Here is a 26839-nt window from a genome sequence, read left to right as displayed (position 1 = left end):
AACCCCTCCTTAAAAGATGACGCCGGCATGTAAAATGACGTTCGCATACGGAGTCGCTTCTCCTGTCCGGATGACGACTTTCGCTTGTTCGACCTCGCGTTTGAACGCTTCATGCGAACAAGTTTTCACCGTGTCAAATCGATCGGTCAACGCTTTGGCGATTGGCTCGTTCGCCGTGAACACCTCATCGGCTACGGTGATCTGTTCGATGACCATATCCGACTCGACCGCATCTAATACATCGAGGAACGACGGTTCACCGAGACGAAGCGCCAAATCGACTCGCGCCACGCCATTTGGAATCGGTAGTCCACAGTCCGCGATGACAACCGTGTCCGTATGACCCAAGTCCGCAAAGATTTTAGTCAAATGGCTATTCAAAATCCCATGTTTCTTCATCACACTCGCTCCAATCGTCTCATGACGTCGTTCCGGTTCGGCATGCCGCCTTGGGCTCCGAACCCTTCCACACTCAATCCTGAAGCGACGACGGCGAAGCGTACCGCTTCACGTAACTCGCTTCCTTCCATCAAGGCGGCCGCGAGGGCCCCGTTGAACGTGTCCCCCGCTCCCGTCGTATCGACGACATCGGCTCGGATGGCTGGAACGTGCTGAATCATCTCGCCATCAAAGAAGCGGACACCGTTGACCCCTTCGGTCACAATCAGTTTGTTCGGATAGCGGCGTAGCACCTCATCGAGCGGGATGGCTCCGAACAAATCACGGCACTCGTGCTCGTTTGGCGTCACGTAGGTCACATGCTCGAGCAGTTCATCCGTGAGCGGTTGCGACGGAGCCGGATTTAACAACACCGGGATTTGTCGGGCGCGACAGTACGCACTCACTTGCTCGACCGTTGCAATTGGAATCTCGAGTTGAAGCAAGACGAGTGTCTCGTTATCAATCAACTGTTCGAGCTCGGCTTCCGTGAAGACGACTTGTTTATTCGCCGATTGGACGACGACAATCGAGTTGTCACCTTCGGCGAGCACGATATGCGCCGTCCCGGTCACTTCGCCGTCAATCGTCCGCAGGTATTGGGTCCCCACTTTATTCTGTTCAAAGTTTTGGCGGATACGCTGTCCGAATTCATCGGAGCCGACACATCCGACCATCTCGACTCGTCCTCCGAGTCGAGCGGCGGCGACCGCTTGGTTGGCACCCTTTCCTCCGGGCACCGTCTGAAACGCCTGCCCGATGACGGTCTCTCCTGCCTGCGGACGTTTGTCTGTTGTGACCACTAAATCCATCGATACACTACCGATGACCACAATTCGCTTCATGTGTCATGCCCCTTTCGGATCGTCGTCTGTCGCTCCGTCAACGTGACGGGCAACAAGATTTCTTTCGTAACGGTATCTTTCTTCTCAATCAAGTCGAGGAGTCGCTCGGTCGCTCGGCGTCCCATCTCATAGATGGGTTGCGAGATTGTCGTGAGCGGCGGCGACGTCATCTCCCCGAGCTCGATGCCGTCGTAACCGATGACTTGCAAATCTTGCGGCACACGAACATTCCGACGCACCGCTTCCTGCAACACCGCGGCCGCGATGACGTCATTGGCGGCGAACAATCCATCGAACGGCCAATGCTCATCAAACAGCGTTTGCGCCGCCGTGAGCGCTTCTTTGAACGTGAAACTCGAATGCGTCATGCCGACGAGACGATCTCCCGCGACGTCAAGGAACCCATCCGTCCGTCGCTTCACCGTCTGCAGCTGTTCCGGTCCGCCAATGTGAGCGAGCCTTGTCGCGCCACAATTCAACAGCGTCTCTGCCGCCAGCCGACCGCCTTCATATCCGTCTGAAATGACGGCGTCAATGCCGGACTTGACGATTCGGTCGAGCGCGACCATCGGCACCTCTAACTTTTCATAGTTCGGATTGTCCGAGTGGTTCGTCGTGATGATTAGGCCGTCAACATGCATCGTCTGAAGCGCGACCAAGTACGACTGTTCTTTCGCCAGTTGCTCGTCCGTGTTGCACAAGACGACTTGATAGCCGTGCTGATTGGCCACGTCTTCAATCGCGCGGGCCAACTGCGGGAAGAACGGGTTCGTGATATCTGGCATAATCAATCCGATCAGCCCGGATGTTTTGGTGAATAACGAACGCGCGACCCGGTTCGGGGCGTAGTCGAGCTCGGCGATGGCCCGCTCGACGGCCTCCCTCGCCTCGGCGCTCACATAGCCGTTATTGTTCATGACACGGGACACGGTCGCGACAGAAACGTTCGCCCGTTTGGCCACTTGTTTGATTGTTGCCATCTCGACCCCCCTTTTTTGGTAACGCTTACAAACACATCATAATGTGTAACCGGTTACATATCAAGTATTTATTTTTCCGCACCAAAAAACGCCAAGCTCATCATTGAGCCCGGCGTTCCTCATACTCGTCTTTCGTCACAACGTAAATGAGGCTCTGCACCGTGCGCCCATCCAAGCGCGTCAACTGTTGGGATGTCGTGAACACGTACGTGAAGCCCGTCTTTTCGACGACACGGCGCGACTGGTCGTTGAAGTCGAAATGACCGCACCAGATGCGTTCGAGCTCTAGATCATCAAATCCGTGGCGCATCACTTCATGAACAGCCTCCGGGATGTACCCTTTCCCCCAGTGCTCCGGGCTGAGGACATACCCGATTTCGCGTTGGCGGTCATGCTGAATCTCAGGGTCCGGCCGGCGGTCGTGCAGCCCGAGGCTGCCGATGACCTCGCCTGTCTCTTTTAACGTGATGGCCCAGACGTCTTCGTCTTGTTGGAACAGCCGGATGACGTCACGCGTCTCCTCGACCGATTGGTGCGGTGCCCATCCGGCTTTTGGTCCGACCCGCTCGTCTTGCGCGTATCGAAACATCTGTTCAGCGTCCTCGAGTTGAAACGCCCGCAACTGGAGCCGATCTGTATCAAGTTGAATCATGGTGTTCTTCCTTTCTGTCGTTTCCCTCGGATTCGTTCCGGGAATGAGTCCATGAGGAGGGATGACGATGCCATTTGATTATGATTTAGATTTTAAAACGATTGATTTCCGTAAACAACCGGAGCTGTATCGGGTCGGACGAGGCGAACAAGGGGTCCTGCTCGTCGAACCGTATAAAAGTGAGATTCTCCCCCATTGGCGTTTCAAGACGCCCGACATCGCCAAACAGTCCGCCGATGAGATTATGGAGCTGTTCGAGGCGTATCGGGCCGCCGATGACTTCGTCGGGATGGATATGGCCCGCAAATTCATCCAGATGGGCTATACCCGGGCGAGACGTTACGCCAACTATAAAGGCGGACGAAAATATAAGGACGACGGCGACATCCACGACCGACAAATCGATGAAGAAAAGGCGGAATCGGCCCGCATCTTCAAGGAGCGATGGGATCAACTTCGAGCAGATGAAGACTATTTGAAACGAAAGAAAGCCCATCAAAAACAGTACGGTTGATTATTAAATCATGACGAGATAACGGGTCGCCCCTTTTTCAAACGAAGTGACCTGTTGAAACCCAAGCCGCTCATAGAGATGGATGGCCCGCTCGTTGAACGCGGCCACCGTCAGCCGGAGCGGTTTGCCTTCGCGCGCCGCTTCTTGCATCACCAACCGGACGAACGTCCGACCGTATCCTCGCCCCGTTCGGTCCGGTCGCATGCCGAGACCGAGGTCGACGTATGTGTCATCGTAAACGTATGTATCGTTCGGCACCTGGGCATATTTGCCGAGACAGTAAAAACCGATCAACGTACCGTCATGGATAGCCTGATATGCCATCAGTTCATCCAGCCCTTCCGCTGAAGCTTCTTGATTATAAAAATCATATGGTGACTCGTACGTCCACGCTTGAATCGCGCGGGCGTCTTGTGGCGTCATCGGGCGAATGTCCATCATGTCCTCCTTTCTCACGTCTCCTTTTGTTCGTGCTCGCCGGCAAACATTCCTGTCTGCATCAAAAAAAGGATGGGTTGCCCCATCCTCATTTCCGTGTCCACGTCGCCGTGAGGTCGACATCGGCCGCATGCATCAAATTTGTAATCGGACAACGTGCTTCGACGCCTTTTTGTAGCGCCGCAATCCGTTCATCCGATTCAATCGTATCGAGGACGATTTTCACATGCACCGCCTCGAAATACGTTCGCACGCCCTCGACCCCTTGGAAACCACGAGGGTCGAGCGTCCCTTCGGTCACGAACGTCACCCCGTCATAACTGAAGTCCTGGTCTTGCGCCACGTAAGCGATCATAATCGTCGTACATGCCGAGAGTGACCCGAGCAAATACTCGAGCGGATTCGGACCGGCATCCGTACCGCCGAGTCGCTCCGGCTCATCGACGACGAACGGCTCGAGGTCACGCACGTGCACCGTCGTCTTCACACTCGTCGCTTCCCCTTCGGCGCGCATCGTCACTAACGGTTTTTCAGTCATATCGTCTCCTCCTCTATCAAGTTGCCATCTTCATTCTCGTTCCCGTTATTTCGGTCCGTGTAACACCTCGTCATAAATCGCATAGTCGTTTTTGCCGTGTTGCTTGATTTGATACATCGCCTGATCGGCTTTATGAATGAGCGTGTCTAAATCTGACCCTTGCTCCGGTGCGACGCTGACCCCGATGCTCGCTCGAATCGGAATCGTCTCCCGTCCGAGTCGGAACGGCCGTTCGGCCAATTCGGATTGCAACCGTTCGACGAACGTGACGACTTCGTCCGCTGCAACGTCTGTCAAATACATATAGAACTCATCCCCGCCGACGCGCGAGGCCAGTCCCGTTTCTGGCGTCACCGCTTCGAGCAGGACGCCGAGGTGGATGAGGAATTCATCACCGACCTGGTGGCCGTATGTGTCATTGATGCCTTTAAAACCATCGAGATCGAGAATGACGAGCGCGAGCGTTTCCGCTTGCAGTAACGCCTGGTCGGCCTGTTCATAAAATGCGCGACGGTTCGCGAGTTTCGTCAGCGGGTCGTGATAGGCAAAGAAGCGAATCGACTGTTCGGCTTCTTTGAACGTATGGACGTCCCGAATCAAAATCATGCCATGAATCTTCTGGTCGATATAGACGAAGTCCCCGTCGATGACGACGTACCGCTCTTGTCCCGACTTTGTTTGAATCTTCGTCTCGAACTCGAGAAACTTCTTTTGCGCGTTAAAATGTTGGGCGTAGTGCTCACACCACTCGTCCCGCTTTTTCTCGGGCAACAAATCGACAAAACGCTCATTGACGACTCGGACGGTATGAAACAACATACGCGCGGCCGGATTCGCACTCTCAATGCGACCAGTGTCATCGACGAGCAGAATCGCCGACGGGTTCAAATTGTAGAGCGTACCGTATCGTTTCGCATAAGACGCGAGGAAATCGAGTCGGTTCATCGCCACGACGAGGGCGACCGTCCAGACAAGGCCGCCATACATATACGCATACGGTGGCATGACCCCACGGAACTGGAAATAGCCGAAGATGACGTCCCAGATGAGGACGGCAACGGCGGTCCATATGAGCATGCGCAGGACACGTTGATGCTCGGTCCGATCGGCGCGTTTGAGTGCATAGACGAGTAACAGGATGATGAGGAAATGAAACACGTTCCCGACCGTCATCGTCGTCAAATAGGACAAGTTGAACTCCGGATAAATCCAAGGACCGACTTGATCGAAGCGCTGACTGTTCAAAATGTTCTCTTGACGGATGAACGTCAACGCGACCGGCACGAGCGGCAAATAGATGACATACGGATACATCCATTTCGGCAGTTTCGCCCCAACTCCCGTCACTTTGATGATGAAATGGACGGAACACACAAAAATCAAAATGCCGGCGTTGCCAAACCAATAGGTGACAAAAGCGGGACTGGCTTCGATGGGGGACAGATGCCGCCCGAACTCAGCCAAGAACAACATTGCGTAACCAAATACGAACAGGCTGAGTAGTCGATGCTCGACTTGGCGCGGATTCCGGAGCAAGACATCAAGGGCAAGGTGGCTCAATAAGAAAGCCGGAAGTAAATAAACAGCCATATAGAGAAATAATGTGGTCACGGATAGACCCCTTTCTTCAAACAAATCCATCTCTTACTTTCTCTATCGGTCGCAGCGAATCCTTTCTCGAGTGCGCGGACACATCCATACAAAAAGCGAGCGGAACCAAGTCCGCTCGCAGTCGTCATTTCTTTTTATAACGTATCTTCGATTGCCGTGTCGCCTTTGACGAGGTCAATCGCTTGATTGTAGGCCGCGTCATGACCGATGAGGTGGGCCAAGAAGGCCGCCACGTCTGCACGTGGAATCTCACCCGTCGAGACGTCACCCGTCTTCACTTTGCCCGTGCCGGCGTCGTCCGTGAGGGCGCCCGGACGGACGATCGTATACGTCAGTCCGCTCTCCTCAAGCAAACGATCGGCGTGATGCTTCGCGACATAGTATGGCTTCATCTCTTCCGGCCATGCCGAACGTTCTTCTGCCTTCAAGGCGCTGACCATGACGAACTGTTTTACATTCCCGTTCGCCTGAGCCGCTTCGACACTTTTCGCCGCGCCGTCAAGGTCGATTAACAACGTCTTGTCGGCTCCGGTACTACCGCCTGAACCAGCCGCAAAGACGACCACGTCCATCCCAGACATCGCCTGTTCAAGTGACGACACGTCACCTTCGAGGTCGCCTAAAACGGCTTGATAGCCTTTCGATGTAAAATCGTCGAGTTGCTCTTGTTTCCGCACCATCGCCGTGACTTGATGCTTCCCTTCCTCGTGCAATCGTTCCACGAGCTGTTTTCCAATCTGTCCATTCGCGCCTATTACAAATACGTTCATCTGTCTTCCTCCTCAAGTTGAATTCAGAGACAAGCGAAACGCCGTGTGGCCATGGCCACATCCGGTGCAGAAGCGATAGCCGAGATGACGGCGACGCCGTCCGCCCCGTCGTTCCGAATCATCGAAACGCGTTCCGGTAAGATGCCGCCAATCCCCACGATTGGCAGCTCTCGATACAAAGCTCGAACTTGGCGGATGAGCACCGTCCCATTCACTGCCCCGGCGTCTTCTTTCGAATTCGTCGGGTGGACCGGACCGATGCCCACATAATCCGCATGCTCGATGGCCGCCGCTACTTCCTCGAGCGTGTGCACCGAGACACCAAGCCATTTGTCCGGGCCGATTCGCTCACGAACATGTGCGGCCTCGGCATCATCCTGTCCGATATGCACGCCGTCGGCATCGATGCGCTCTGCTAGGTCGACGTCATCATTGATGATGAACGGAACATCGTATGAGCGGCAGAGTGTTTGCAACGCTCTCGCCATCGCTTCTTTTTTATCCCCATACAGTGCATGTTTACCTTTTTCGCGAAATTGAAAACATGTCACGCCACATTGAAGTGCCGTTTCCACCGTCTGGAGCATGTCTTTCGCGTTTGCGGTTCCGCAAATAAAGTAGAGCCGCAACTGCTCAGCGATAGTTCGTCGTGATGGATTCAATGGTCACACCTGCCTCTCCGTGCGTCGCATACGCCCAATGGTTCGTCGGTCCATGTCCGGCACCGATCTCGAGCCCGTGCGTGATGGCACTTTGAATGAACCGCTTGGCGGTCACCGTCGCCTCGAGGATGGAATGCCCTTTGGCCAGCTCTGCCGTGAGCGCTGCCGAAAACGTACAACCGGTACCATGCGTGTCACTCGTCTGGACGCGCGGGGCCGACAGGAGGAAGGTCTCAGACGCCGTCATGACCACATCGTCCGCAGTTGCGCCCTCGAGATGGCCACCTTTTAAGATGACGGCATGGACGCCGTATGCTAAGATCCGTTCCGCGGCTTCGATCCGGTCTTCGAACGACCGAATCGTCATCCCCGTCAACACTTCCGCTTCCGGCACGTTCGGCGTGACGACGGTCGCAAGAGGTAAGAGGAATGTCTTGAGCGCCTCGACCGCCGAATCCTGAAGCAGCGAGGCCCCGCCTTTCGCAATCATGACCGGGTCGACGACGAGCCGTTTATACGCGTGACGCCGGACCCCAGCAGCGACCACCTCGATGCGCGCCGCATCAAACAACATCCCGGTCTTGCACGCCGCAATCGAAAAGTCTGAACCGATCGCGTCGAGTTGTTGCGTCACGAGTTGCGGTGACACCGCCTCGACCCCGTGCACCCCGCGTGTATTTTGGGCCGTGACGGCCGTCAAGACGCTCGTGCCGAACACACCGAGCTCCTGAAACGTCTTCAAATCAGCTTGAATTCCAGCGCCACCGCCCGAATCCGAACCGGCAATCGTCAGTACTTGGGGCCGCATCATGACACCACCTCGATCCGATCACTCGGCAGCTCGATGGCCGTCATCTTACCGAGCTCATTCAAGAAATGAATCGGGAAATCGCCCGGCCCGTCGGCCAAAGCAGTGGCGAGTTCTCCGCACCGGGCATACCCGGCAAGCGCTGTCGCCGTGGCCGTGACCGCATCCCGTTCGACCGCAAGGAACGCACCGACGACAGCACTGAGCAAACAGCCAGTCCCTGTCGTCCGCGTCATCGCTTCGGTGCCACCTTTAATTTCAATCGTCACATCCCCGTCGCTGACGACGTCCTTCTCTCCGGTCACGGCAACGACACAGTTGTAGCGCTTAGCCGCTTCACGCGCGATTTGATTCAAATCGTCTCGCGTTTCGCCTGCATCCACACCGCGCGCCGCCGCGTCGAGACCAATCAATGTGGCGATTTCTCCGGCATTCCCACGGATGACCGTCACGCGGACTTTTTGCAGAATCGCCTCGGCAACATCGCGTCGGAACGAGGTCGCCCCGACCCCGACCGGATCAAAGACGACTGGATGACCCGCTTGATTCGCCGCCTGTCCAGCTCGAATCATCGTACGTTCCGTCATCGCATCGAGCGTGCCGATATTGAGCACGAGCGCATCGCTTAAAGATGCCATCTCGGCCACTTCTTCGAGAGCGGACGCCATGACCGGTGCCGCACCGATAGCGAGCAAGCCGTTCGCCGAAAAGTTGGCGACGACGATATTCGTGATGTTGTGGACGAGCGGACGTGCGGACCGGACGTTATCCCATAAGTCGCGTTTCATCGTCTCACCCCCGTCGGTAACTTCCATGACTCGAGCGTCCACGCCATCTCCCAAAACGCGTGCTCATAATAGCAGCTCTTCAAGAACAGTTGTTGATACCGGAATCGTTCTTCCGCGGTCGCCTGCCCAGCGAGCACGTCGAGCCGTTCAATCTGTTCCTCGACGAGGTCGCGGAACCATTCCGACCCGTACGTCGAAATCCACGTCGCATAAATCGGATGATTCGGGGTCGTGTCTTTCAATCGCTCCCCAATCTCGTAATATACCCAGTAGCACGGCAAGATTGACGCGAGCACATCGCCGAGCGTCGGACCGGCCTGTTGCATATGCATCGCATAGGCGTAAGCCGTGGGGGCCGGCTCAAACGTCGCCCATTCCGCCTCCGTCACGTCGAGCAACGTGAAAAACTCACGATGCAGCGCATGCTCCGCTTCGATGGTATGGAGCGCGTGGGTCAAAAAACGGCTCGCCACTTCCATGTTCGGGGCGAGGGTCGCGCCTTTCGCCTGTACTTTCGAGAATTGATTCAAATAATACGAGTCTTGCATGACGTAATGCCGAAATTTCGCCTCGTCGAGTTCCCCCGTTCCGAGCTCGCGGACGAACGGATGATCAAAACTGGCTTGAAACAAGGCATCAGCCTCTTGTCGTAAATGTGCAGTGAATGTCATGGTTTCTCCTCCTTTGTGATGAAAAAGACGCCGCCTCCCATAACGGAAGCGGCGTCGGATTTACACAAAGTGTACGAGAACAATCGGTTCGCCCACTTCCCTACGCTAGCGTGAACTAGATCAGGTTCAAAGGGTCTGGACCTCGTCCATCTCAGCCGCGTCACGCGACTCCCCTAGTGGTAAACATTATGAAATTCGGTCGTCTACGACCACATCATACCAGTCTTTCTTCGTACTGAAAACCCTTTATCGTGAGAAGCGCCGGTTCAACAACGTCCCCATTTGTGAGAACCGCTCGGTGCCGAGCTTGCGACGGTTCGAGGCGGCGAACACGTAATAATCGACTTTGCCCATGTAATAAATCAAACGCAATCCGGCCAAGAAGAACGTGATGGTCGTGCTGACGGCAAAGCCGACGCCGTACCAATCGATGCCGCGCGGCAAGAGCAGCAACGTGAACAACGCGTTCAGTGTGAAGAAGGACAGATTGATGAACAGCGCCCCGCGCCGGTCCTCGAAATAAAGTAGCAACAGCGTCAAGATGAGAATCATCGCATTCGCGAACGCCGCGAGCGTCGTCATCCGGAAGATTTGACCGATCTCGTCCGGGACACCAATCCAGCCGACGAACGCGCCCGCCATCAAGATGGCGAACAACGTCACGACGCCTTGGCTCCGCGCGAGTCGAATCAACTCGTTTTTCAACACGGACGTCATCGTCTGTTTCGCCTTCTCGATTTGATGGAGTGCCCCGCCGTAGTTGATCAATCCATAAAACGTGCGGTAACGCTCATAAAACCGGGTCTCGACGGCGACGACGAACAACAGTTGCGTCGGGATAATCGTCAAGTACGACCAGAAGATGGCCGTGTCATAATACGGGTTGAACAGGAACGAGTCCGCGATGATGACACGTCCCTCACCGAACCAGATGATGAAGTTCGTGACCCAAATCCCGAGCACGTACAACACGCCGATGGCGAACAAATCCGGATAGCGGTCAAAGTACTTGAAGTACGAGAACTCTTTCACTGCGTAACGGAGCGGAAACGTCCGGAGCATCGCGAAAAACAACCCGAACAGCGTCACAATCATCCCGACCGTGAAACCGAGTAACAGCTCGAGACTCGACGGGTCGGTCATGAGACGGCTAATCGCATAGACGCTCCCGACCGAGATGAGGCCGCCGAGTAGGAAGCTATAGGCCACCGCTTGATAATACTTGGCGGCACTTAAAAACAGGAACATGACCCAGATGACGTTAATCGTCATGAATAAAACGAACAACGTCAGTTTGTACAGAAAATCGAGCGGCGATAACAGCCAAAAAATACTATACAGCAGGGCTGCGGCGAGAATCGTCACTTTGAGCATCCCGGTGAAGACCGGGAAAATCTCATGCGCTTTCTTCTCATAAAACAAGTCCGCCACGTATCGGGTGACGACGAGCTGTTGAAAACTGAACAAGATTTGCGAGAAGATGAACGCATACGAGACCGAAATCATGAAGAGCGTCCGTTCGGCGAGAGACAACGTCGGCATTTGGAACGCCAACCATTGAATCGTGCCGACGACCAAGATGACGATCAACCACGGTCCGGACGTGACGAGGCCGGAGAACGTGTACGCCTTCAGCCGGGACGAATAGTAGTCTTCTTGGAACAACTTCTGCAACTTAAACCCGATGCCCGCCATACTGTTCCCTCCTCGTTTCATAGATAGCCTTATAGCGGTCCACGACTTGTTGGAGACGATAATATTGGCGGACCCGCTCCCGTCCGTTCTTGCCGAACCGCATCCGTTCCTGCGGATAATCCATCATCCATTCGACCTTGTCCGCGACCGCTTCCGGATGAACCGGAGGCACGATGAAACCGGCCGGACCGAACGGGTCATCCGCTCTCCCGTATAAAAGCTCGGAACAGGCGCCTACATCGGTGGCGACCCACGGAATCCCTGCGGCCATCCCTTCGAGAATCGCGAGCGGCTGCCCTTCCGATATGCTCGTCAAGAGCAGTAAATCGAAGGTCGGCAAATACGTTTGGACGTCCACTTTCCCGGCCAGTTCGACATAATCGTTCAATCCACTCTGTTCGATGAGCAGACGGCACTCTTCCGCATACTCTTCATCCTCATCGAGCGGACCCATGATTGTCAGTTTGAACAGACGATGCCGCTCCTGCAAAATCTTGGCGGCGTATATCATCGTCTTCAAGTCTTTAATCGGGACTAGGCGGACGATGGCACCGATTTGAAAGAGGTCGTGCTCCGTCCGATCGACCGTCGCCTGGATTTGCCGGTCGGCAATCCCGTTGGCGATAATCTTCGTCTTCTCACTCGGTGCGCCGATCCATTCCTGATATTCACGGTTCCGCTCGAACAAGGTGATAATCTCATCGGCCGCGTTATACGCTTCGCGGGATAAGTGATGGAAGAAACGCACCCATCTCGGCTTATACGGCGCCGGAATCCAATATGACTGTAAAATCTCTTCTTCGCGTTCACGGGAATAGATGCCATGCTCGGTCAAAATGAACGGAATTCCTTGTGTCTCTTTCATGTAGGAAGCGACCACACCGGCATAACCTGTCGATACCGAATGGACGAGGTCGACTTTCGGGAGCGGCTGATGGAGCACCCGTAAAATCGGCGTATACATGCTTTGCCACATCCAGAAATAGTCAATGAACGAACCGCCGTTCATCTCTTCGGCATAGGCGGCCTTGACGTTGCGCCAAAAGAACTCGCTCGCGAAAAACGTCTCGCTCGAAGGCACTTCTTTCCCGAGTAAGCGCAGCGCCTGCCGGTTCGGACTTCTTAACATGAGCCAGTCCGACACGTTCTGTTCGTCGTCGGCGTCCCACTTCAATCGTCCCTTCGCTCGCTCGCCCACGTCGTTTAAATACAGATGGGTGATGCCGGAGACGTTCGGGGGAAACTCGTATTTCATATCTTCCGGTCGTTTCTCGGTCGGTTGAATTGAAATGATTTCAAACGACACCTCGGGCATCTCCTCGATCAACGTCTGCGTCCAGCTTGAGACGCCTCCGCTCACGTACGGATAACTGCCCTCTAAGACAAGTCCGATTTTCATTGCGCTTCCCCCTTGATGGCGATTTCAGCATTCGCCGACGTCAATTTGACGAGATAGAGTGGGCGGTCGGCTTCCCATTGCTCGACCGTCCCGAAGTCAAATTTTCCTGTCTCGAGCGACTGGCCCGGTTTCAGGCGAATCGTGAAATGAGACGGGTTGATTAGCCCTTCCCCGGCCAAATAGACCGTCGACTCATCGAACGTGACGTTCAAATCAGCTTGTTGGTAGGTGATCATCTTCTCGGTTGCATAATGTTGCGTATACGCCTCGAGATGCGGATATTGATCTTTCACGTCATGGACGATTTTGCGCAGGCTCGCAAACATCGTGTCCCAATCTCGTCCGAAAGCCCGATCGGGGTCGATGACATCATCCGGGTGAATAAAGTGTGAGAATAAACCGAAGTTGGCGATGGCGTCGACCATTTGGAAAATCGAACCTCGCTCTTCCCCGTAATCACTCGACACGCGCGGGAAATGATAAAGGTTTGGATGCGTTGCATCAAACTCGAACTCTTGCACGAAGTCCCCATTCTCGGGTTCCCCGGTGTAAAGGGAGGCAATCGTGCGAAGGTTAGGTAACGCCTCTGCGATTGCATCGACACCAGTCCGATTGAGCGCATTCGATGGCGGGACGTATGACTTAAGCGTCTCGGCCGGGAAATAGTTCGCGAACACGGATTCAGCCTGTAACAACGACCGCTTCATCTCTTCTTTATCTTTCCACGGGATATAGCCATACGTCGGATCAATCGGTTCATCGGCCGTGACGAGCGATTGGTGATTATAACCATGTAACCCGATTTCTCCGCCGTGGGCAATCAGTTTACGTCCAAAATACAGCATCGGAAACTCACCGCGCTTAATCAACTGTTCATCAACCAGTTCCATTTCTTCCTCATACGTTCCAATCATCGCACCTGTATAAATCACATCGTCGTCTTTCGCTAAATCGACCATGTCTTCCCACCAATTCTCGGCGAAGAAGTCTTTGACCGATTTATCGAGTGGTGTGGCGGAGACATCTTTCATCTTCCCGTCCATGACCGGCGCCGGGAAATCATCGATATACATGAGTTTGATGGCCGCTTGTGCCGTGACGAACGCCGGGGGCATCGTGCCGAGTGTCTGCACGAACAAGCCGCGAATCATCTTTTGGTTCGTGATTGTCGTATTCCAATACAGGACGTTCCCTTCACCAACACGGTATTCCCAAAGGATGGGGAAGCCTTCAGCTGACAACATGACGTTGGCATCATCCGCAATGGCGAAGTCGACGACGCTATGGACGAACAGATCTTCCGGGGGGTTCAAATCGACATAACCCGGAAAAATCGTCTCTTCAAAGTTTAAGCCGTATACATCCGGCACATATTCCCCGATTTCTTCAATCCCGGTCAACTCGTTCCACGCCGGATTTTTGAACCGGTTCGCGAACACAAGGTTCCCGCCTTGTTCGACGTAACGCTTCATCGCGACGAACGGCCATCTCGATGAATCTTCTCCGGTAAAGATGATAATCGTGTATGGGGACGGTGCAATCGACCCGACGGCGCCAGGGCTGACTTCACGGACCTCGAGCTTCGCGTACTGCAAACCTCGCAGCAGATTGTCCGCCGTCCCGACCGCCAAATCACCTTCATCCCGGACGAGATAAATTTGAAGCTGGTGCTCGCCTGCTTTCGCTGACGCTTCACTCTTCAATTGATCGATATTCACCTGTTGCTCGGCGACGTTCGGCAGTAGTGTGTGCAGCGAGTGAATTCGTAAGTATTGAATCGCACCGACGATGACTAGAAATAAGACGATGAAGAGCGAGAATGAGATTACAGTTCGTTTTTCCATGATGTCGTGTCACTCCATTCTTCAAACAACAGTCGGTACTCATACGGCACATCGTCGAGCGAGAACTGGGTCTGCATCATAAACATGACCGCCTTCACTTCGTTCCAACGCTCCCGCTCATAATAAAAGTTGATGAGCATGAGATGGGCCTCGATTCGTTCCGGGAAATGATGGACATACTCCTTCAGGATGTCCAATTGCTCTTTCGGTCGTTGTAACGTGACATAAATCTCGTTCAAATCCTCGTAAATCCACGGGGCCGGCGGATAGAGCGTCTTCACTTTTAACAATTCTTCGAGCCACGCGGTCTGTTTGTCTTTCAACATGACCTCGGTGATGAGTTCGCTATGAATCATCCGTTTATAAATCGTCGCGAGTCGTTGAATCGTCTCAGGATTTCCTAAGTCATACTCGCGTTTCGCCAGCTTCAGTTCTTGTTCATACTGATCGATCAAGATGTTCATCGTCGCCGCCGCATAGTGGACGGTCTCACTGTCCGTACTCTCGAGACCCATCTGCAAATACTTCCCTTGCTGGTCAATTGACTGATTGACGTGCGTCAAAATCGAATGTTTCCGGATGGCCGGATCTTTGGAATTGATGGCATCGGTGAGCGGCAACAAATTCGTGCTACTGTTCGCTTCATGTCGAATCTGTTCATAGTTGACGACTTTGAAGTCGATATAGTCGTCATAGTCTTCAATCAAACCGCTCCGACCAAAACGTTCGGCCAAACGATACACCGCATAGACGGCAAGTTCAGCCACGAACGGGAGGAACAGACCGAAACTGAGGGCCGCCACCGCGACCCCATAGTCCGCTGCTTTCATCTTTCGTTTCAATGCGATTAACAAGACGAAGGCGAGCACGGCGTGAACGACATACATCACAATCAATCCGAGACGAACGGTCGGCTCCATACCGTCACACTCCCTTCTGGATCAAAATCCCTTCGATCCGATCATAAATCCGTTGACGGTGTTCTTCGCTCGTCCCAGGGAGCAACAACAACAGCTTGTTTTCTTCCGGATCGTAGCCGACGACATCGATTTCCCGTAAATACGAGTGGACGATGGCTTCGATACTCTCAAGTGAGACCGGTTCATAGCCGAGCGCATAATCGAGCACGATATACGGCTGCCCGTGGTGAAGTTTCTTTTGTTCTTGAATGGCGACAAGTTCCGTGAACGCCTCTTTCTTATAAAACGAGGTCCCTTTATGCATCTTCTCGTGCTGTTCTTTGCGAATCAGGTTCTCGGCGTTTTGAATGCGTGTCCCGATCCAAGAGAACAAGATATTCAAGACGTGCAAGTCATCGGTCGTCAATTTGCGGAGCGGCAAGCGCTTGATGACGACGACTTCACGCGTCTGCCCGTCCACGACGATTGGTGCGAGCAACATCGGATCCGAATCTTCGTCATCGAGTTGACGGAGTGTCGTCTCTTGGACTTGGAAGAATCGTTTGAACATGCTCGACGCCTCATCGAGGAAAATTGTTTGCGGGAACTCTTTCTTTTCGGTTTGGCGAATCAAGAGGCGCATCGACTTTTGCGAGCGGTCGACGTGATAAATCGCGACATCGGTCGCTAAGAACGTCTTTTTCAACAGACGAATCGTTTCGCTCCGAATTAGTTCCGGGTGCGGCAAGTCGAGCGAGACGGCAAGTTCATATAATTGGTTCAAGCTGTATTCGGACTGAAGTAGTTTTTGACGGAGTGTGGTTTGCGAAGTGTTGAGTAAATCGACGGTCTCTTTCAAATACGTGTTCTCATCTTTCAGTTCTTCATTTCGGAACTGACTGATTTCATAACGCTCTCGAAATGAGGTGCTGAACAACCCGACGATGACAGTGATGGCGAAGTAATAAAACAGTGTAAGAAGTGAGTTTGTATCGTAGAACAAGAGGAAGATATCCCCTCCTATTAAACCTGTGTATAACACTTTATAGAGGAGCAAAATGCCAAAGCTGATTAAGCCGAAGATGGTGCCGTATCGTAAAGCAAATAAGATGGCGGCCGCATAAAACAAGTTCAACTCATTTTGAATCGTGCCTAGATTAAAGAATAAATCGACTCCGATCAATAGCGCGAACACGACAAGAATCTCAACCCATTTTAGCCATGGACGGTCTTGAGCGTATAAAATGATAATCCCCTCCTCGCGATTGGTTCATCTGGACCAGTTTAGCAACTAGCCAGTCGAACTTAAGTAACGGATCACGACATCTTCTATTTCCCCATACCCTAATCAACACCTAAAAATCCCACGTATTGTAATACGTTGGTTCATGATAATGGATAAAGCCGTTCGCTTCGGCCAAATCACGACTCGTCGCCTCTTCTTGATCAGACACGGTGAGGACGGCAATCCCATACTCATCTTGAATCACGTTCATCCGGTCGAGCATCTCCATCGACCACGAATCAGATGTGATTTCAGTGTAGTTGAAGCCTTCCCACATGAAGCCTTCCACGTACGGGGCACTCGTCCGTTCGAGCGTCTCGATTCCCCAATTTTGAACGACCGGGACGCCGGGATACGTACGCTCAATCGCCTGTAAGAATTTCTCGAGCCCTGCCAACTGTTCTGCTAAGTCTTCTGGATAGTCCAAATGGACGTCATCGATGTCCCCGACCGTATCAAGGAAAATACCGTCCAGATGTTTGTTGATGACTTGTTTTTGAATCTCACGGATTAAAATTTTGCGAAAGTCGGCCGAACTAATATCGGTCAAATACGAGTCCCACTTCGGAAAGTAAATCCGTTCCCCGTCCCGATAAAAGTAGTCGTCCTTGTCCATTTGACCGATCAGCGCTCGATTCCACGAATCTGCCTCCATCACGTTGATATACCCGAGCACTTTCGTCCCATTTGACCGAATCGTCTCGATCTGTTCCGGTGTATACCAAATCGGTTCGATGATGACGAGGTCGTAGCGCGCCATATCCTCGATAATCGCCTCGGTCGGCATGTTGTAGAAAATCTTATAAGAGTGAATCTCATCAAAATCAAACGGCTCTCGCGTCGTACATCCTCCCAAATAGAAGATGAGCAATAAGCCGGTAAGCCACAATCGTCGCACTCGGACACCTCCTTGGTGAGCAAATCTATCTTGGTGTGAATTGGTCCGTTTGACGGTGAGCAACGCGTAAACATACTAATTGTTTCTTTAGAAGGGAGAAAATGGATGTAAATCGATTTTATTGAAGATTGCCCGGTCCCGGCACAATCTAAACGTATCTCGTTTATCTCGCTCGCAAAAAATCGACTATACAAAAAAGAAGACTGATGAAAACAGTCTTCTAGCGTCCAGTAATGAGTAAAAATAAGTTGAAGGCCACGAGTCCAAGCGGAAATAAGGCCACGACAACAATCGGCCATTTTTTCGTCCGGATGCCGACAAATAAGAGTAAACTCCCTACTAGGAGCGCGATGAACGTCGTATACGGATTCAAGCGTCATTCCCCCTTCTATAGAGGGGCTTTTCCCGACTCGACCAAAACTTAATCGTTCGAACCCCAAAGCGTCGAAAAGGCGTCACGAATTCGGCGTGCTTCCTCTGCACGAAACGAATATCCCGCTCGTTCGGCGACCCGCCTGCTCGTGCGTTCGAACTGTTCGACCAACGCTGTATGTGCTGCCTCAATAGAAGTCGTCTCGATTGTCGGAAATGTATGAAGATAGTCGTCCCACTCTGCCGCATCCATATATGGGGCCAGAGCGTCACCGGCCTTCCCGGCGTTCACGGTGAAACCCGTCTCGAATCCGACTTCCCACGACAGCATCTGACGGAGCATCGCCCGCATGATTGTCACATGGTCGTATGCATATAACAACTGTCCCCGCTTGATGCCTTTGACGACGTAAAGCGACACCCACCAAAACTCGTTCCAACACTGCTCATAGTCGAATCGACTCGGAGGCTTGATGCGGTACGTGTCGTCAGACGGGACCGGTCGCCCGGCAATCCCGTCTTTATCGATGAGGACGAGACTGAGTGAATCCGCTTGAATCGTCGCTTGCACGTCACGCAGCGGGCGGACAGTCAAATCGACGCGATGACCGGCGGCGAACTGGACGAGGAAAGCAAATCGGTCGTAGTTTCCCTTGCCCGGAACCTCATCTGGCGTCTGCATAATCAACACTTCCCCGAGCGGCATCATCCATGAGCGATCTTCGATGAACGTGTCCACATCTTCGACAAAGCAGGTGACATCGACGTCTTGAAACCGGTCCGTCGACACGTTCGGATTGACGAGCGACCCGTTCAAGATAAGGACACGGACGTCTTCCCGTTGCTTGGCCACGGACGTCAATTGTTCGACCACTTGCTCATTGGTCATATGACGTTCGCCCCGAGCGAGCGGGCGATTTGGACGGCCTGCATCACGTCAATCGTCGCTTGCTTCAGGATGACGTCCGAGAAATCGACCCCATCCATCTCGGCCCCTACAAAATCGGCACCAGTGCAGTCGGCATGCTGCAAGACGGCGCGGGACAAGACAGCGTTCGTCCAGCGTGATTCTTTCAAATCCGCACCGTATAAATCGGCCTCGGTCAACCGGACACCGGACCAATCCATCTTCCGGAGCGGGGCGTGACGCAGATTGACGAACGACCAATCCCCCTCACGCACGATGACCCCTTCAAACGTGCTTGACTCAAACGACGACCCCGTCATCTTGCACTGGTCGAACTCGCTCAAAAACAGATTCGCCCCGTTGAACTGACAGTTCAAGAACGAGCTACCGCTATGGCGTGAGGCGTTCCACTTTGAATCGGTGAAGTCACAGTTGATGAAACGGCACTGCTCGCTCTCGAACTCGGTCGCATCGATATAGGTGAAGCGACAGTTCTCGAACGTCGTTTGCGTGAGTTGAACGTCACGGAGCGTCTCATCCCGAAAATCTTCTCCTTCATAGACTGCATGTGATTGAAACATGACCTTCCTCCTTGGCGTATACTAGGTGTAGCTTATGGAATGGAGTGATGAACATGGATATCGTATTTCCGACCGAGCACGGCACGTTCAATTATCGCGTCGCCGGTATCTGGGTCCAGGACGGTCATTTGCTCGTTCATCGGAACGTGAACGATGACTTTTGGGCGTTACCGGGCGGCCGCGTCGGCATCGGTGAAGAGGCCGAACACGCATTGACACGTGAACTGCAAGAAGAACTCGAAGCGACACTGACGGGAACGACGTTCGCGTTCGTGTCCGAAAACTTCTTCACGTATTTGGAGCGCACGGTCCATGAGATCGGCATGTACTTTTATGTATCGGGTGACCTCCCACTCCGTCATGGAGACTTCCATGGCCCGGAAGGGGATCACCTCATCTATCGTTGGCAGCCACTCGACGCGCTTCGTGATTTGCCGCTCTTCCCAGAGACGCTCTACGCGTTGCCGCAATCATTGCCGCCCCACTTTATCGACCGCTGAGCCGGATAGAATCGATGTCAACTCGTGCAAGTCTTGAATCTCATACGTCGTCTCGACCGACGCCGCAATCTCGTGCGGGTTGTACCAGCACGTGTCGAGCCCATACATACGTCCGCCGGCGATATCGGCCGTCAGCGAGTCACCGACGATGAGCCCTCGTTCCGGTGCCACGTTCGGCACGCGGTCGAACACGTAATCGAAGAACGGTTTCATCGGCTTTTGCGATCCGGTCGCGTCGGAGACGAACACGTCCTTGAAATAAGGGAGCAGTCCCGACGCTTCGAGCCGCTTGAACTGCGTCTCCGTCACACCGTTCGTGACGATATAGAGCGGATACTGCTCACTTAGCGTTTGCACGAGCTCGAGTGCCCCATCGATGATGTGCACGCCGTCGTGTAAATGATCGCGATAGCGCTGTTCAACTTCATGGGCATCGATGGTGATGCCGAGCGTGTCGAACAGTTGCGTGTGGCGGCCCATCAAGACGTCTTCCCGTCCGACCTCGCCGCGCTCGAACGCGCGCCATAATCCGTTATTGATTGTCACATACTGTTGTTTCAGTTCATCGGTCATCCGAACGTTATGTGCCGCGAGCAACTGCTCCAAAGCGACGTGCTCGCTCTGTTTAAAGTCTAACAACGTGTCGTCGACATCGAATAAAATAGCGTCATATCGTTTCATAATCTGTATTACCCCTCTCTGCCTCTAATGTACAGGAACAGACATAGAAGTTCAAAAAAGGAGCGAGCCATATGCCAAAAAAACCAATCACCAACCTCGAATATTCGAACAAAGAACTCGAATCGTTTTTTTACTTAGCCGACGAGACGTTCGGCATCGATTTTCGCGAGTGGTACAACGCTGGCGAATGGACTGACCACTATCGCTGTTATTCCTTGACGTTCTATCGGAATGTCATCTCGAACGTCGGGATGAGCCGAATGACAGTGATGATGGACGGAACCGCGCGCGAAGCGTATCAAATCGGAACGGTCATGACGGACGAGATCCGACAAGGACAAGGACTCGCCACCCGCATCTTTAAACACTTGTTCAAGCAGCATGACACGGATGGGTTACCTTATTTTTTGGCTTGTGACGAAGGGGTTGCACCGTTTTACGAGCAACAGGGGTTCTCCGTCCAACCCGAACCGGAGCTATTCGTTTCAGTCTCGGGATCGGCTTCCCCACTCGAACATGTCGACGTCGATGCCGAACAGTGGCGTCGTTTCAAACTGGAGTCACTCCCGTTTTCACCGCGTCTGTATACGACAGACGACATGCACATTTGGATGTTCCATTACTATCAAGGGATGGACGAGGACGTGTATCGTTTCGATGACGTCCATGTCATTTATATGATTGAGCGCTCGCGCTTAAACTTGTATGCCGTGCTGTCGCCGCGGCCTGTCGATATGCGTGACGTCGTGGCCCTGCTCTCATTTGAAGGCATCACCGAAATCGTCTTTAAATTCACGCCGGACCTGGACGGTGTGGAGCAACGTCCGTCCCGCGACGGCCAATGGATGATTCGCATGAACGAAGGACAATTTTTCCCGGAAGGTTGTCGCTTCCCTTATTTATCGAAAGCATGAGAAAAACTCGCCTTAGGGGCGAGTTTTTTGTGTATAGAAGGCATGTCTGAGCGACTGTGCCGCTTCTTTGACGGCTCGTCGCGCTTCCGGCACGTACGTGTAATAGTTGACGAATCCGTGAATCAAGCCCCCATAATTTTGATACGTCACCGGGACACCGAGACTGATTAACTTGTTGGCGTACGCTCGTCCGAGATCACGGAGCGGGTCATACTCGGCCGTCAACAGCGTCGTCGGCGGCAGTTTCGCCAAATGTGGCGACACAATCGGCGAGGCGTATGGGTGGGTCAACTCAGTCTCGTCATGAAAATATTGGTGTTGGAACCAACGAATCAACGCCTCGTCGAGCAAATAGCCGGTCGCATACTCGATTAACGATAACGGCAGATTCTCCTCGGTCCCCGTCACCGGATAAAATAACAACTGATGCATGGCGAGGGGACGGCCTTGCTCGATGGCCATCAAAGCGCTGACCGTGGCGAGCGTCCCCCCGGCGCTGTCACCGCCGACGGCGATGCGCTCGGCATCAATTTCAAGCTCCGAGGCGTGATCCGCGATCCACACGAGCGCCTCATAACTGTCGTAGACGGCCGTCGGGAATTTATGTTCTGGCGCGAGTCGGTAACCAACCGAGATGACGGTACAATCGGCTTCGTTCGCGATCGTCCGGCAAATCGCATCATGCGTGTCGAGACTTCCCGTGACATAACCGCCCCCATGATAATAGATGAGGGCCGGGCCAAGCGTCCGACTCGACCGATAGATGCGGATTGGCAGTGAACGATTCGGAAGTGGAATCGAGCGCTCCTCGACGTGATATACATGCTCTCTATGTTGAAACCGGGTCATCATTGCGTCTTCTTGTCGTCTTAATTCGAGCGGATCCAATTGGTCATATGCGGCCGGGAGCTGATTTTGAAACTGGTTCAAGTAAAATTGAATCGTCGGATTGACTGGCAACGGAATTCCCTTCTTTCTCTATTGGCGTTCAGTTGCCTATTCCCAACCGTGTCCGAGATTAAGCGGATTCGCGTGTTTTTCGAAATACCCAACGATAAAAGGACGCCAAGCCAACACCAATCGCGAACACCATCGTCCAGATGTTCATAACGATGAACTGATTGAACGGCTTAAAGAAGTAATCCCACGCCCCGTCGACACGCCAAACCATCGCCGTGGAAATGAAATAAGATACGACGAGCCCGCATGCGAGCCATAGGAACACCCCACGCCGACCAAACCACCACACACCCGACCACATAACAACCGGAATCACGACATACCCGAGCGCATTCCCCCAGAGAAAGTCTGCCGCTGTCACGAAAAAGCCCCACGGCAGACACAACAGGATGATGAAGATGATTCGTCCGAGCATCAGGCTTGCCCCTGTTGATTCTTTTTCCACCAGACGAACAAGAAGATTCCCATCCCGACGAACAGAATCAGCATCGAGAAGATCAACTGTTGCTCGAGCGGTAAACTCGTCTGCGCCAACGCGTATTGCGGCCCGAATAAGAGCAGCGGAATAATCAGATTGATCCACGTCTTCGTCCATACCGAGACGGTGAGCAACGTGACGACGGCCAGTCCGAACAACACGAGTTGACCGGTCGGGCCGAACACGATCGTCGGGGTCTCGACGAAGATGTCGAGTACCATCAGTCCAAGGAACAACGTCATCGGCATCGCGGCGAGCGCGATGTACGTCGCCCCGTTTTTGAATGGGTTTGCTTTCGAACGGACCGACAGATTACGGAACGCTTGTGCGGCGGCCAGCAAGAACAGGACGGCGACGAGCGGGAAGCCAATCAACTGGACCGTCGAGAACGTCATCTCGCCTTGAATGAAGTTGGCGATGATGATGTACGCGAACACGTTCGGGATAATCATGGCGATGATTTTGAAAAACCCTTTCCCATCAAACGCCATCTCACGGCCGAGATGCTGCATGTAGGCTTTCGGACTTTGGCCGACGACATCGTCCACGCTTTTGCCTGCTCGCTCCGCTTCCTCGAGGTGATCTTTCAGTTCGGCGACAACTTCTTGCACTTCTCCTTCCGATTTCCCGCTCGACATGAGATATACCGCCAAGTCATCCAAAAAATCACGACTCTTTTTTGAAAGTTCCATCTTCATTCCCCTCTCCGAGTACGCGGTCGACGCCGCTTGACACTTCCGCCCAACGTTGTTTGAAGGCGAGCAATTCTTGCTGCCCCGCCTCCGTTAAGATGTAATACTTTCGCTTCGGCCCTCCGGACGGCAGTGTTTTTTGAATCGTCTCGACCCAGCCGTCTTTCTTCATCCGCAACAACACCGGATAGATACTGCCCTCGCTCACCATCGTGAATCCGTACGCCTGCAACTTCTCCGACATCTCATAGCCGTACGTCTCTCCTTTATCGATGATGGCCAACAGGCACCCTTCGAGCAATCCTTTCAACATCTGACTCATCGCCATGGCGTGACCTCACTTTCATCAAACTAACTTGTTATACATAATAGTAATGGAAGGTACTACCAGATGCAACTACTTTGTAAAACAAGCTAGTTGCGCATCGATAGGTTTAATTTTTCAAATCAGGTGAATACTTCTTAAGGTGAAGCAAAAACATAAAGGAGTGTTTGAACATGCATACTGATTTTACGAAGATGTACATTGATGGCCAGTGGGTCGAGGGATCGAGCGACAAATCGATTGATAACACCAATCCGTTCACGGACGAAACGTTATTCTCCATCCGGTCGGCCGACGAATCTGATCTCGATAAAGCGTACGATGTCGCCAAAGGAGCACAAGCCGAATGGGCGACGATGCTCCCACAAAACCGACGCGCCTTGATTGAGAAGTTCGCCGAAGTGACGTTACAACATAAAGAAGACATCATCGAGTGGCTCGTCAAAGAGTCGGGAAGCACGCGCATTAAAGCAGAAGGTGAATTTTTAGCATCGATGGCAATCATCAAGGAAGCGGCGACGTTCCCGTTCCGCATGGACGGCCTCATCAAGCCGTCGATTGTCCCGAACAAAGAGAACCGGGTCTACCGGAAACCACTCGGCGTCATCGGCGTCATCAGCCCATGGAACTTCCCGTTCCACCTCGCGGTCCGCTCCATCGTCTCCGCGCTCGCGACGGGCAATACCGTCGTCGTCAAACCGGCAACGGCGACACCGGTCACGGGCGGTCTCCTGTTCGCTTCGTTATTTGAAGAAGCAGGCCTTCCGAAAGGCGTCTTGAACGTCGTCGTCGGTCGCGGTTCGGAGATTGGGGACGCAATCGTCGAGCACCCGGTACCAAAACTCATCTCGTTCACTGGTTCGACCGAGGTCGGCAAAGGCATCGCCGAGAAGGCCGGACGCCTGTTGAAGAAAACAGCGCTCGAACTCGGCGGGAATAACGTCTTCGTCGTGTTAGACGACGCCGACATCGACCGTGCCGTTGAATCAGCAGTCTACTCGAAGTTCTATCACCAAGGGCAGATTTGTATGTCGACGAACCGGATTCTCGTCGCCGAGTCGATTCATGATGCGTTCCTCGAAAAATTTGTCGAGCGAGTTCGCGCCTTGAAGTTCGGCAATCCGAACGAATCGGATACACAAGTCGGACCGCTCATCGATCATGATCAAGTCGACCGTATTCTCGATCAAATCAAGCAGACGGTCGACGCCGGTGCGACGCTCCAGATCGGCGGCAACGCTGACGGGAACGTGCTCGAACCGACCGTCGTGAGCGGTGTCACGAACGACATGCCACTCGCGAAAAATGAGATTTTCGGGCCGGTCGCCGTCATTCTGTCATTCAAAGACGACGCCGAGGCGCTGAAACTCTCGAACGAACTCCCGTACGGACTGAGCGGTGCCGTCCACGGTTCAATCTATCGCGCGACCGAGTTCGCCCGCCAAGTCGAGACGGGGATGATTCACGTCAACGACCAATCGGTAAACGATGAGCCGCACTTGCCATTCGGTGGTGAGAAAGATTCTGGTCTTGGCCGTTTCAACGGCGAATGGGTGCTCGAGGAGTTCACGACGCTCCAATGGGTATCCGTCATGCACGAACGTCGCGAATACAAACCATTCTTTTCATGAACAGTAAAAAGCGTGTTGATCCTTCGCGGATCAACACGCTTTTTTTAGATTTTTTTTACGAACTCCGATTTGAGCTTCATCGCGCCGAAGCCGTCAATCTTGCAGTCGATGTCATGATCCCCGTCGACGAGACGGATGCCCTTCACTTTCGTGCCTTGTTTGACGACGAGCGACGTCCCTTTCACTTTCAAATCTTTGATGACCGTGACCGTGTCCCCGTCTTGGAGCACGTTTCCGTTCGCGTCTTTGATTTGCGCGTCCGCTTCTGCCTCGGCCGCCTCGCTCGGTGACCACTCGTACGCACATTCCGGACAGACGAGCAAGCTCCCGTCCTCATACACGTATGTTGATTGACATTTCGGGCAATTTGGTAGTTCTGTCATGCCGATTCCTCCATTCGATTCACTGTCCCCAGTATATCGTATTTTCAGAACATCGACAGCTAGCGGTCAGCCTTCTTGCGGCGCCTCGGGACCTTTCAAATCGAGTTGATAAAACGATAAGTCGAGCCATTTCCCGAATTTGTAACCGGCTTTTTTAATCGTGCCGGAATGGACGAACCCTAACTTTTCATGCGCTTTGACGCTCGCGATATTGGCGGCATCGATGCCACCGATCATCGTCTTCACATCCCGCTCTTCCCCGATGCGGATGATTTCTCGGAGCAGCTTGTTACCGATGCCTTTGCTGCGGTAGCCCGGATGCACGTACACCGAGTGTTCGACCGTATAATGATAGGCCGGCCACGGGCGAAACGGTCCAAACGTGGCAAAGCCCATCACGACGTCCCCTTCCTCCCATACGATGATTGGAAGTCCAGATGTTTTTTTCTCCTCGTACCAAGCGATTCGATTTTGAAGCGTCACCGGCTCGTAGTGATAGACGGCGGTACTGTTGACGATGGCATCATTATAAATATGTAGGACGGCTTGAAGGTCGTCGCGTCGGCAATTGCGAATCATGAGAACACCACTTTCATACGTTTTCTTCATTATACTTATCTCGATTTCAAAATACACGTGACGATTCGCTCCCACATAAAAAAAGTCAGCCGTTTTGACTG

General features: G+C 53.2%; 32 protein-coding genes and 1 riboswitch. Of the genes, 4 read left to right on the top strand and 28 right to left on the bottom strand.

What is annotated here, in order from left to right; all coding sequences use genetic code 11:
• Positions 1-9: 9 nt before the first annotated feature.
• From rbsD to KNO58_RS12490, 4 genes are all read right to left on the bottom strand, one after another.
• A complete protein-coding gene (gene rbsD, locus KNO58_RS12505; protein WP_214719034.1) occupies positions 10-399 on the bottom strand; it encodes a D-ribose pyranase in 390 nt (129 codons plus the stop codon).
• On the bottom strand, positions 399-1283 hold the full coding sequence (gene rbsK, locus KNO58_RS12500; RefSeq protein WP_214754367.1) for a ribokinase: 885 nt from the start codon (positions 1281-1283) through the stop codon (positions 399-401). The genes rbsD and rbsK overlap by 1 nt, the downstream gene beginning before the upstream one ends.
• Positions 1280-2263: a LacI family DNA-binding transcriptional regulator gene (locus KNO58_RS12495; RefSeq protein ID WP_214754365.1), complete on the bottom strand. Its 984-nt coding sequence runs from the start codon at positions 2261-2263 to the stop codon at positions 1280-1282. The genes rbsK and KNO58_RS12495 overlap by 4 nt, the downstream gene beginning before the upstream one ends.
• A gap of 100 nt (positions 2264-2363) precedes the next feature.
• Positions 2364-2915, bottom strand: a complete 552-nt coding sequence (locus KNO58_RS12490) for a GNAT family N-acetyltransferase (RefSeq protein WP_214754364.1) — start codon at positions 2913-2915, stop codon at positions 2364-2366.
• Positions 2916-2982: 67 nt separating this feature from the next.
• On the opposite strand from KNO58_RS12490, the gene KNO58_RS12485 reads away from it, so the two are divergent.
• A complete protein-coding gene (locus KNO58_RS12485) occupies positions 2983-3429 on the top strand; it encodes a DUF4385 domain-containing protein (RefSeq protein WP_214754362.1) in 447 nt (148 codons plus the stop codon).
• Between the two features lie 3 nt (positions 3430-3432).
• Here the strand turns inward: KNO58_RS12485 and KNO58_RS12480 are convergent, their stop codons facing one another.
• The 17 genes from KNO58_RS12480 to KNO58_RS12400 all read right to left on the bottom strand — a co-directional run bounded on the left by KNO58_RS12480 (position 3433) and on the right by KNO58_RS12400 (position 19595).
• Positions 3433-3870, bottom strand: a complete 438-nt coding sequence (locus KNO58_RS12480) for a GNAT family N-acetyltransferase (protein WP_312845868.1) — start codon at positions 3868-3870, stop codon at positions 3433-3435.
• 85 nt (positions 3871-3955) lie between these two features.
• Positions 3956-4405: an OsmC family protein gene (locus KNO58_RS12475; protein WP_214754359.1), complete on the bottom strand. Its 450-nt coding sequence runs from the start codon at positions 4403-4405 to the stop codon at positions 3956-3958.
• Positions 4406-4450: 45 nt separating this feature from the next.
• A complete protein-coding gene (locus KNO58_RS12470) occupies positions 4451-6016 on the bottom strand; it encodes a diguanylate cyclase domain-containing protein (RefSeq protein WP_214754357.1) in 1566 nt (521 codons plus the stop codon).
• A gap of 134 nt (positions 6017-6150) precedes the next feature.
• The gene (locus tag KNO58_RS12465) at positions 6151-6786 is read right to left on the bottom strand and encodes an SDR family oxidoreductase (protein WP_214754355.1); all 636 of its coding nucleotides are present in this window, start codon (positions 6784-6786) and stop codon (positions 6151-6153) included.
• A gap of 23 nt (positions 6787-6809) precedes the next feature.
• Positions 6810-7448, bottom strand: coding sequence for a thiamine phosphate synthase (thiE, locus tag KNO58_RS12460; RefSeq protein WP_214754353.1), 639 nt, complete (start codon positions 7446-7448; stop codon positions 6810-6812).
• A complete protein-coding gene (gene thiD, locus KNO58_RS12455; protein WP_214754351.1) occupies positions 7420-8256 on the bottom strand; it encodes a bifunctional hydroxymethylpyrimidine kinase/phosphomethylpyrimidine kinase in 837 nt (278 codons plus the stop codon). Before thiD ends, thiE begins: the two co-directional genes overlap by 29 nt.
• Entirely contained in the window at positions 8256-9044 is a 789-nt protein-coding gene (gene thiM / locus KNO58_RS12450; protein ID WP_214754349.1) for a hydroxyethylthiazole kinase, read from the bottom strand. Before thiM ends, thiD begins: the two co-directional genes overlap by 1 nt.
• Entirely contained in the window at positions 9041-9715 is a 675-nt protein-coding gene (tenA, locus tag KNO58_RS12445) for a thiaminase II (RefSeq protein ID WP_214754347.1), read from the bottom strand. Before tenA ends, thiM begins: the two co-directional genes overlap by 4 nt.
• Before the next feature lie 80 nt (positions 9716-9795).
• Positions 9796-9900: riboswitch (TPP riboswitch) on the bottom strand.
• A 61-nt stretch (positions 9901-9961) separates the two neighbouring features.
• Entirely contained in the window at positions 9962-11410 is a 1449-nt protein-coding gene (pelG, locus tag KNO58_RS12440) for an exopolysaccharide Pel transporter PelG (protein WP_214754345.1), read from the bottom strand.
• Positions 11391-12809, bottom strand: coding sequence for a GT4 family glycosyltransferase PelF (gene pelF, locus KNO58_RS12435; protein ID WP_214754343.1), 1419 nt, complete (start codon positions 12807-12809; stop codon positions 11391-11393). Before pelF ends, pelG begins: the two co-directional genes overlap by 20 nt.
• Positions 12806-14653 carry a DUF2194 domain-containing protein gene (locus KNO58_RS12430; protein WP_214754341.1) on the bottom strand — a complete coding sequence of 616 codons (1848 nt, stop codon included), beginning with the start codon at positions 14651-14653 and terminating at the stop codon, positions 12806-12808. Before KNO58_RS12430 ends, pelF begins: the two co-directional genes overlap by 4 nt.
• Positions 14635-15573 carry a tetratricopeptide repeat protein gene (locus KNO58_RS12425; protein ID WP_214754339.1) on the bottom strand — a complete coding sequence of 313 codons (939 nt, stop codon included), beginning with the start codon at positions 15571-15573 and terminating at the stop codon, positions 14635-14637. The genes KNO58_RS12430 and KNO58_RS12425 overlap by 19 nt, the downstream gene beginning before the upstream one ends.
• Before the next feature lie 4 nt (positions 15574-15577).
• Positions 15578-16747 carry a GAF domain-containing protein gene (locus KNO58_RS15475; protein ID WP_214754337.1) on the bottom strand — a complete coding sequence of 390 codons (1170 nt, stop codon included), beginning with the start codon at positions 16745-16747 and terminating at the stop codon, positions 15578-15580.
• A gap of 160 nt (positions 16748-16907) precedes the next feature.
• Positions 16908-17735, bottom strand: a complete 828-nt coding sequence (locus KNO58_RS12415; protein WP_260570907.1) for a glycoside hydrolase family 191 protein — start codon at positions 17733-17735, stop codon at positions 16908-16910.
• A 220-nt stretch (positions 17736-17955) separates the two neighbouring features.
• Positions 17956-18108 (bottom strand): hypothetical protein, encoded by a 153-nt coding sequence (locus tag KNO58_RS12410; protein WP_214754335.1) that lies wholly within the window; start codon positions 18106-18108, stop codon positions 17956-17958.
• A gap of 48 nt (positions 18109-18156) precedes the next feature.
• Entirely contained in the window at positions 18157-18996 is an 840-nt protein-coding gene (locus KNO58_RS12405; protein ID WP_214754333.1) for an aminoglycoside 6-adenylyltransferase, read from the bottom strand.
• On the bottom strand, positions 18993-19595 hold the full coding sequence (locus KNO58_RS12400) for a pentapeptide repeat-containing protein (protein ID WP_214754331.1): 603 nt from the start codon (positions 19593-19595) through the stop codon (positions 18993-18995). Before KNO58_RS12400 ends, KNO58_RS12405 begins: the two co-directional genes overlap by 4 nt.
• Before the next feature lie 53 nt (positions 19596-19648).
• Between KNO58_RS12400 and KNO58_RS12395 the strand changes: the two genes are divergently transcribed.
• The gene (locus tag KNO58_RS12395) at positions 19649-20095 is read left to right on the top strand and encodes an NUDIX hydrolase (protein ID WP_214754329.1); all 447 of its coding nucleotides are present in this window, start codon (positions 19649-19651) and stop codon (positions 20093-20095) included.
• On the opposite strand, the gene KNO58_RS12390 is transcribed toward KNO58_RS12395, so the two are convergent.
• Entirely contained in the window at positions 20066-20776 is a 711-nt protein-coding gene (locus tag KNO58_RS12390; RefSeq protein WP_214754327.1) for a YjjG family noncanonical pyrimidine nucleotidase, read from the bottom strand. The genes KNO58_RS12395 and KNO58_RS12390 overlap by 30 nt on opposite strands.
• 71 nt (positions 20777-20847) lie before the next feature.
• Between KNO58_RS12390 and KNO58_RS12385 the strand changes: the two genes are divergently transcribed.
• Complete coding sequence (locus tag KNO58_RS12385) at positions 20848-21690, top strand: GNAT family N-acetyltransferase (protein WP_214754325.1); 843 nt, start codon at positions 20848-20850, stop codon at positions 21688-21690.
• 12 nt (positions 21691-21702) lie between these two features.
• Here the strand turns inward: KNO58_RS12385 and KNO58_RS12380 are convergent, their stop codons facing one another.
• The 4 genes from KNO58_RS12380 to KNO58_RS12365 are packed head-to-tail and all read right to left on the bottom strand — an operon-like array spanning position 21703 to position 24148.
• A complete protein-coding gene (locus KNO58_RS12380; RefSeq protein ID WP_214754323.1) occupies positions 21703-22650 on the bottom strand; it encodes an alpha/beta hydrolase in 948 nt (315 codons plus the stop codon).
• 58 nt (positions 22651-22708) lie between these two features.
• Positions 22709-23065, bottom strand: a complete 357-nt coding sequence (locus KNO58_RS12375) for a hypothetical protein (RefSeq protein WP_214754322.1) — start codon at positions 23063-23065, stop codon at positions 22709-22711.
• Entirely contained in the window at positions 23065-23820 is a 756-nt protein-coding gene (locus KNO58_RS12370; protein ID WP_214754320.1) for an HAAS domain-containing protein, read from the bottom strand. Before KNO58_RS12370 ends, KNO58_RS12375 begins: the two co-directional genes overlap by 1 nt.
• Positions 23795-24148, bottom strand: a complete 354-nt coding sequence (locus tag KNO58_RS12365) for a PadR family transcriptional regulator (RefSeq protein WP_029594492.1) — start codon at positions 24146-24148, stop codon at positions 23795-23797. Before KNO58_RS12365 ends, KNO58_RS12370 begins: the two co-directional genes overlap by 26 nt.
• 170 nt (positions 24149-24318) lie before the next feature.
• Between KNO58_RS12365 and KNO58_RS12360 the strand changes: the two genes are divergently transcribed.
• A complete protein-coding gene (locus KNO58_RS12360) occupies positions 24319-25776 on the top strand; it encodes an aldehyde dehydrogenase family protein (protein ID WP_214754318.1) in 1458 nt (485 codons plus the stop codon).
• 44 nt (positions 25777-25820) lie between these two features.
• Here the strand turns inward: KNO58_RS12360 and KNO58_RS12355 are convergent, their stop codons facing one another.
• Positions 25821-26159, bottom strand: coding sequence for a zinc ribbon domain-containing protein YjdM (locus KNO58_RS12355; RefSeq protein ID WP_214754316.1), 339 nt, complete (start codon positions 26157-26159; stop codon positions 25821-25823).
• 66 nt (positions 26160-26225) lie between these two features.
• Positions 26226-26738 carry a GNAT family N-acetyltransferase gene (locus KNO58_RS12350; protein WP_214754314.1) on the bottom strand — a complete coding sequence of 171 codons (513 nt, stop codon included), beginning with the start codon at positions 26736-26738 and terminating at the stop codon, positions 26226-26228.
• Positions 26739-26839 lie beyond the last annotated feature (101 nt).

It is taken from the genome of Exiguobacterium sp. J17977, from assembly GCF_018616375.1.
Taxonomy (GTDB): Bacteria; Bacillota; Bacilli; order Exiguobacteriales; family Exiguobacteriaceae; genus Exiguobacterium; species Exiguobacterium mexicanum.
Note: the sequence above shows the minus strand (reverse complement) of the source record. Positions and strands in the feature narration are given on the sequence as shown.

What these genes read in the sequence shown, in the direction of transcription:
- rbsD (WP_214719034.1), bottom strand. Translation starts at nt 399, where the DNA reads ATGAAGAAACATGGGATTTTGAATAGCCATTTGACTAAAATCTTTGCG.
- rbsK (WP_214754367.1), bottom strand. Translation starts at nt 1,283, where the DNA reads ATGAAGCGAATTGTGGTCATCGGTAGTGTATCGATGGATTTAGTGGTC.
- KNO58_RS12495 (WP_214754365.1), bottom strand. Translation starts at nt 2,263, where the DNA reads ATGGCAACAATCAAACAAGTGGCCAAACGGGCGAACGTTTCTGTCGCG.
- KNO58_RS12490 (WP_214754364.1), bottom strand. Translation starts at nt 2,915, where the DNA reads ATGATTCAACTTGATACAGATCGGCTCCAGTTGCGGGCGTTTCAACTC.
- KNO58_RS12485 (WP_214754362.1), top strand. Translation starts at nt 2,983, where the DNA reads ATGCCATTTGATTATGATTTAGATTTTAAAACGATTGATTTCCGTAAA.
- KNO58_RS12480 (WP_312845868.1), bottom strand. Translation starts at nt 3,870, where the DNA reads ATGATGGACATTCGCCCGATGACGCCACAAGACGCCCGCGCGATTCAA.
- KNO58_RS12475 (WP_214754359.1), bottom strand. Translation starts at nt 4,405, where the DNA reads ATGACTGAAAAACCGTTAGTGACGATGCGCGCCGAAGGGGAAGCGACG.
- KNO58_RS12465 (WP_214754355.1), bottom strand. Translation starts at nt 6,786, where the DNA reads ATGAACGTATTTGTAATAGGCGCGAATGGACAGATTGGAAAACAGCTC.
- thiD (WP_214754351.1), bottom strand. Translation starts at nt 8,256, where the DNA reads ATGCGGCCCCAAGTACTGACGATTGCCGGTTCGGATTCGGGCGGTGGC.
- thiM (WP_214754349.1), bottom strand. Translation starts at nt 9,044, where the DNA reads ATGAAACGCGACTTATGGGATAACGTCCGGTCCGCACGTCCGCTCGTC.
- tenA (WP_214754347.1), bottom strand. Translation starts at nt 9,715, where the DNA reads ATGACATTCACTGCACATTTACGACAAGAGGCTGATGCCTTGTTTCAA.
- pelG (WP_214754345.1), bottom strand. Translation starts at nt 11,410, where the DNA reads ATGGCGGGCATCGGGTTTAAGTTGCAGAAGTTGTTCCAAGAAGACTAC.
- pelF (WP_214754343.1), bottom strand. Translation starts at nt 12,809, where the DNA reads ATGAAAATCGGACTTGTCTTAGAGGGCAGTTATCCGTACGTGAGCGGA.
- KNO58_RS12430 (WP_214754341.1), bottom strand. Translation starts at nt 14,653, where the DNA reads ATGGAAAAACGAACTGTAATCTCATTCTCGCTCTTCATCGTCTTATTT.
- KNO58_RS12425 (WP_214754339.1), bottom strand. Translation starts at nt 15,573, where the DNA reads ATGGAGCCGACCGTTCGTCTCGGATTGATTGTGATGTATGTCGTTCAC.
- KNO58_RS12405 (WP_214754333.1), bottom strand. Translation starts at nt 18,996, where the DNA reads ATGACCAATGAGCAAGTGGTCGAACAATTGACGTCCGTGGCCAAGCAA.
- KNO58_RS12400 (WP_214754331.1), bottom strand. Translation starts at nt 19,595, where the DNA reads ATGTTTCAATCACATGCAGTCTATGAAGGAGAAGATTTTCGGGATGAG.
- KNO58_RS12395 (WP_214754329.1), top strand. Translation starts at nt 19,649, where the DNA reads ATGGATATCGTATTTCCGACCGAGCACGGCACGTTCAATTATCGCGTC.
- KNO58_RS12390 (WP_214754327.1), bottom strand. Translation starts at nt 20,776, where the DNA reads ATGAAACGATATGACGCTATTTTATTCGATGTCGACGACACGTTGTTA.
- KNO58_RS12385 (WP_214754325.1), top strand. Translation starts at nt 20,848, where the DNA reads ATGCCAAAAAAACCAATCACCAACCTCGAATATTCGAACAAAGAACTC.
- KNO58_RS12375 (WP_214754322.1), bottom strand. Translation starts at nt 23,065, where the DNA reads ATGCTCGGACGAATCATCTTCATCATCCTGTTGTGTCTGCCGTGGGGC.
- KNO58_RS12370 (WP_214754320.1), bottom strand. Translation starts at nt 23,820, where the DNA reads ATGGAACTTTCAAAAAAGAGTCGTGATTTTTTGGATGACTTGGCGGTA.
- KNO58_RS12365 (WP_029594492.1), bottom strand. Translation starts at nt 24,148, where the DNA reads ATGGCGATGAGTCAGATGTTGAAAGGATTGCTCGAAGGGTGCCTGTTG.
- KNO58_RS12360 (WP_214754318.1), top strand. Translation starts at nt 24,319, where the DNA reads ATGCATACTGATTTTACGAAGATGTACATTGATGGCCAGTGGGTCGAG.
- KNO58_RS12355 (WP_214754316.1), bottom strand. Translation starts at nt 26,159, where the DNA reads ATGACAGAACTACCAAATTGCCCGAAATGTCAATCAACATACGTGTAT.
- KNO58_RS12350 (WP_214754314.1), bottom strand. Translation starts at nt 26,738, where the DNA reads ATGATTCGCAATTGCCGACGCGACGACCTTCAAGCCGTCCTACATATT.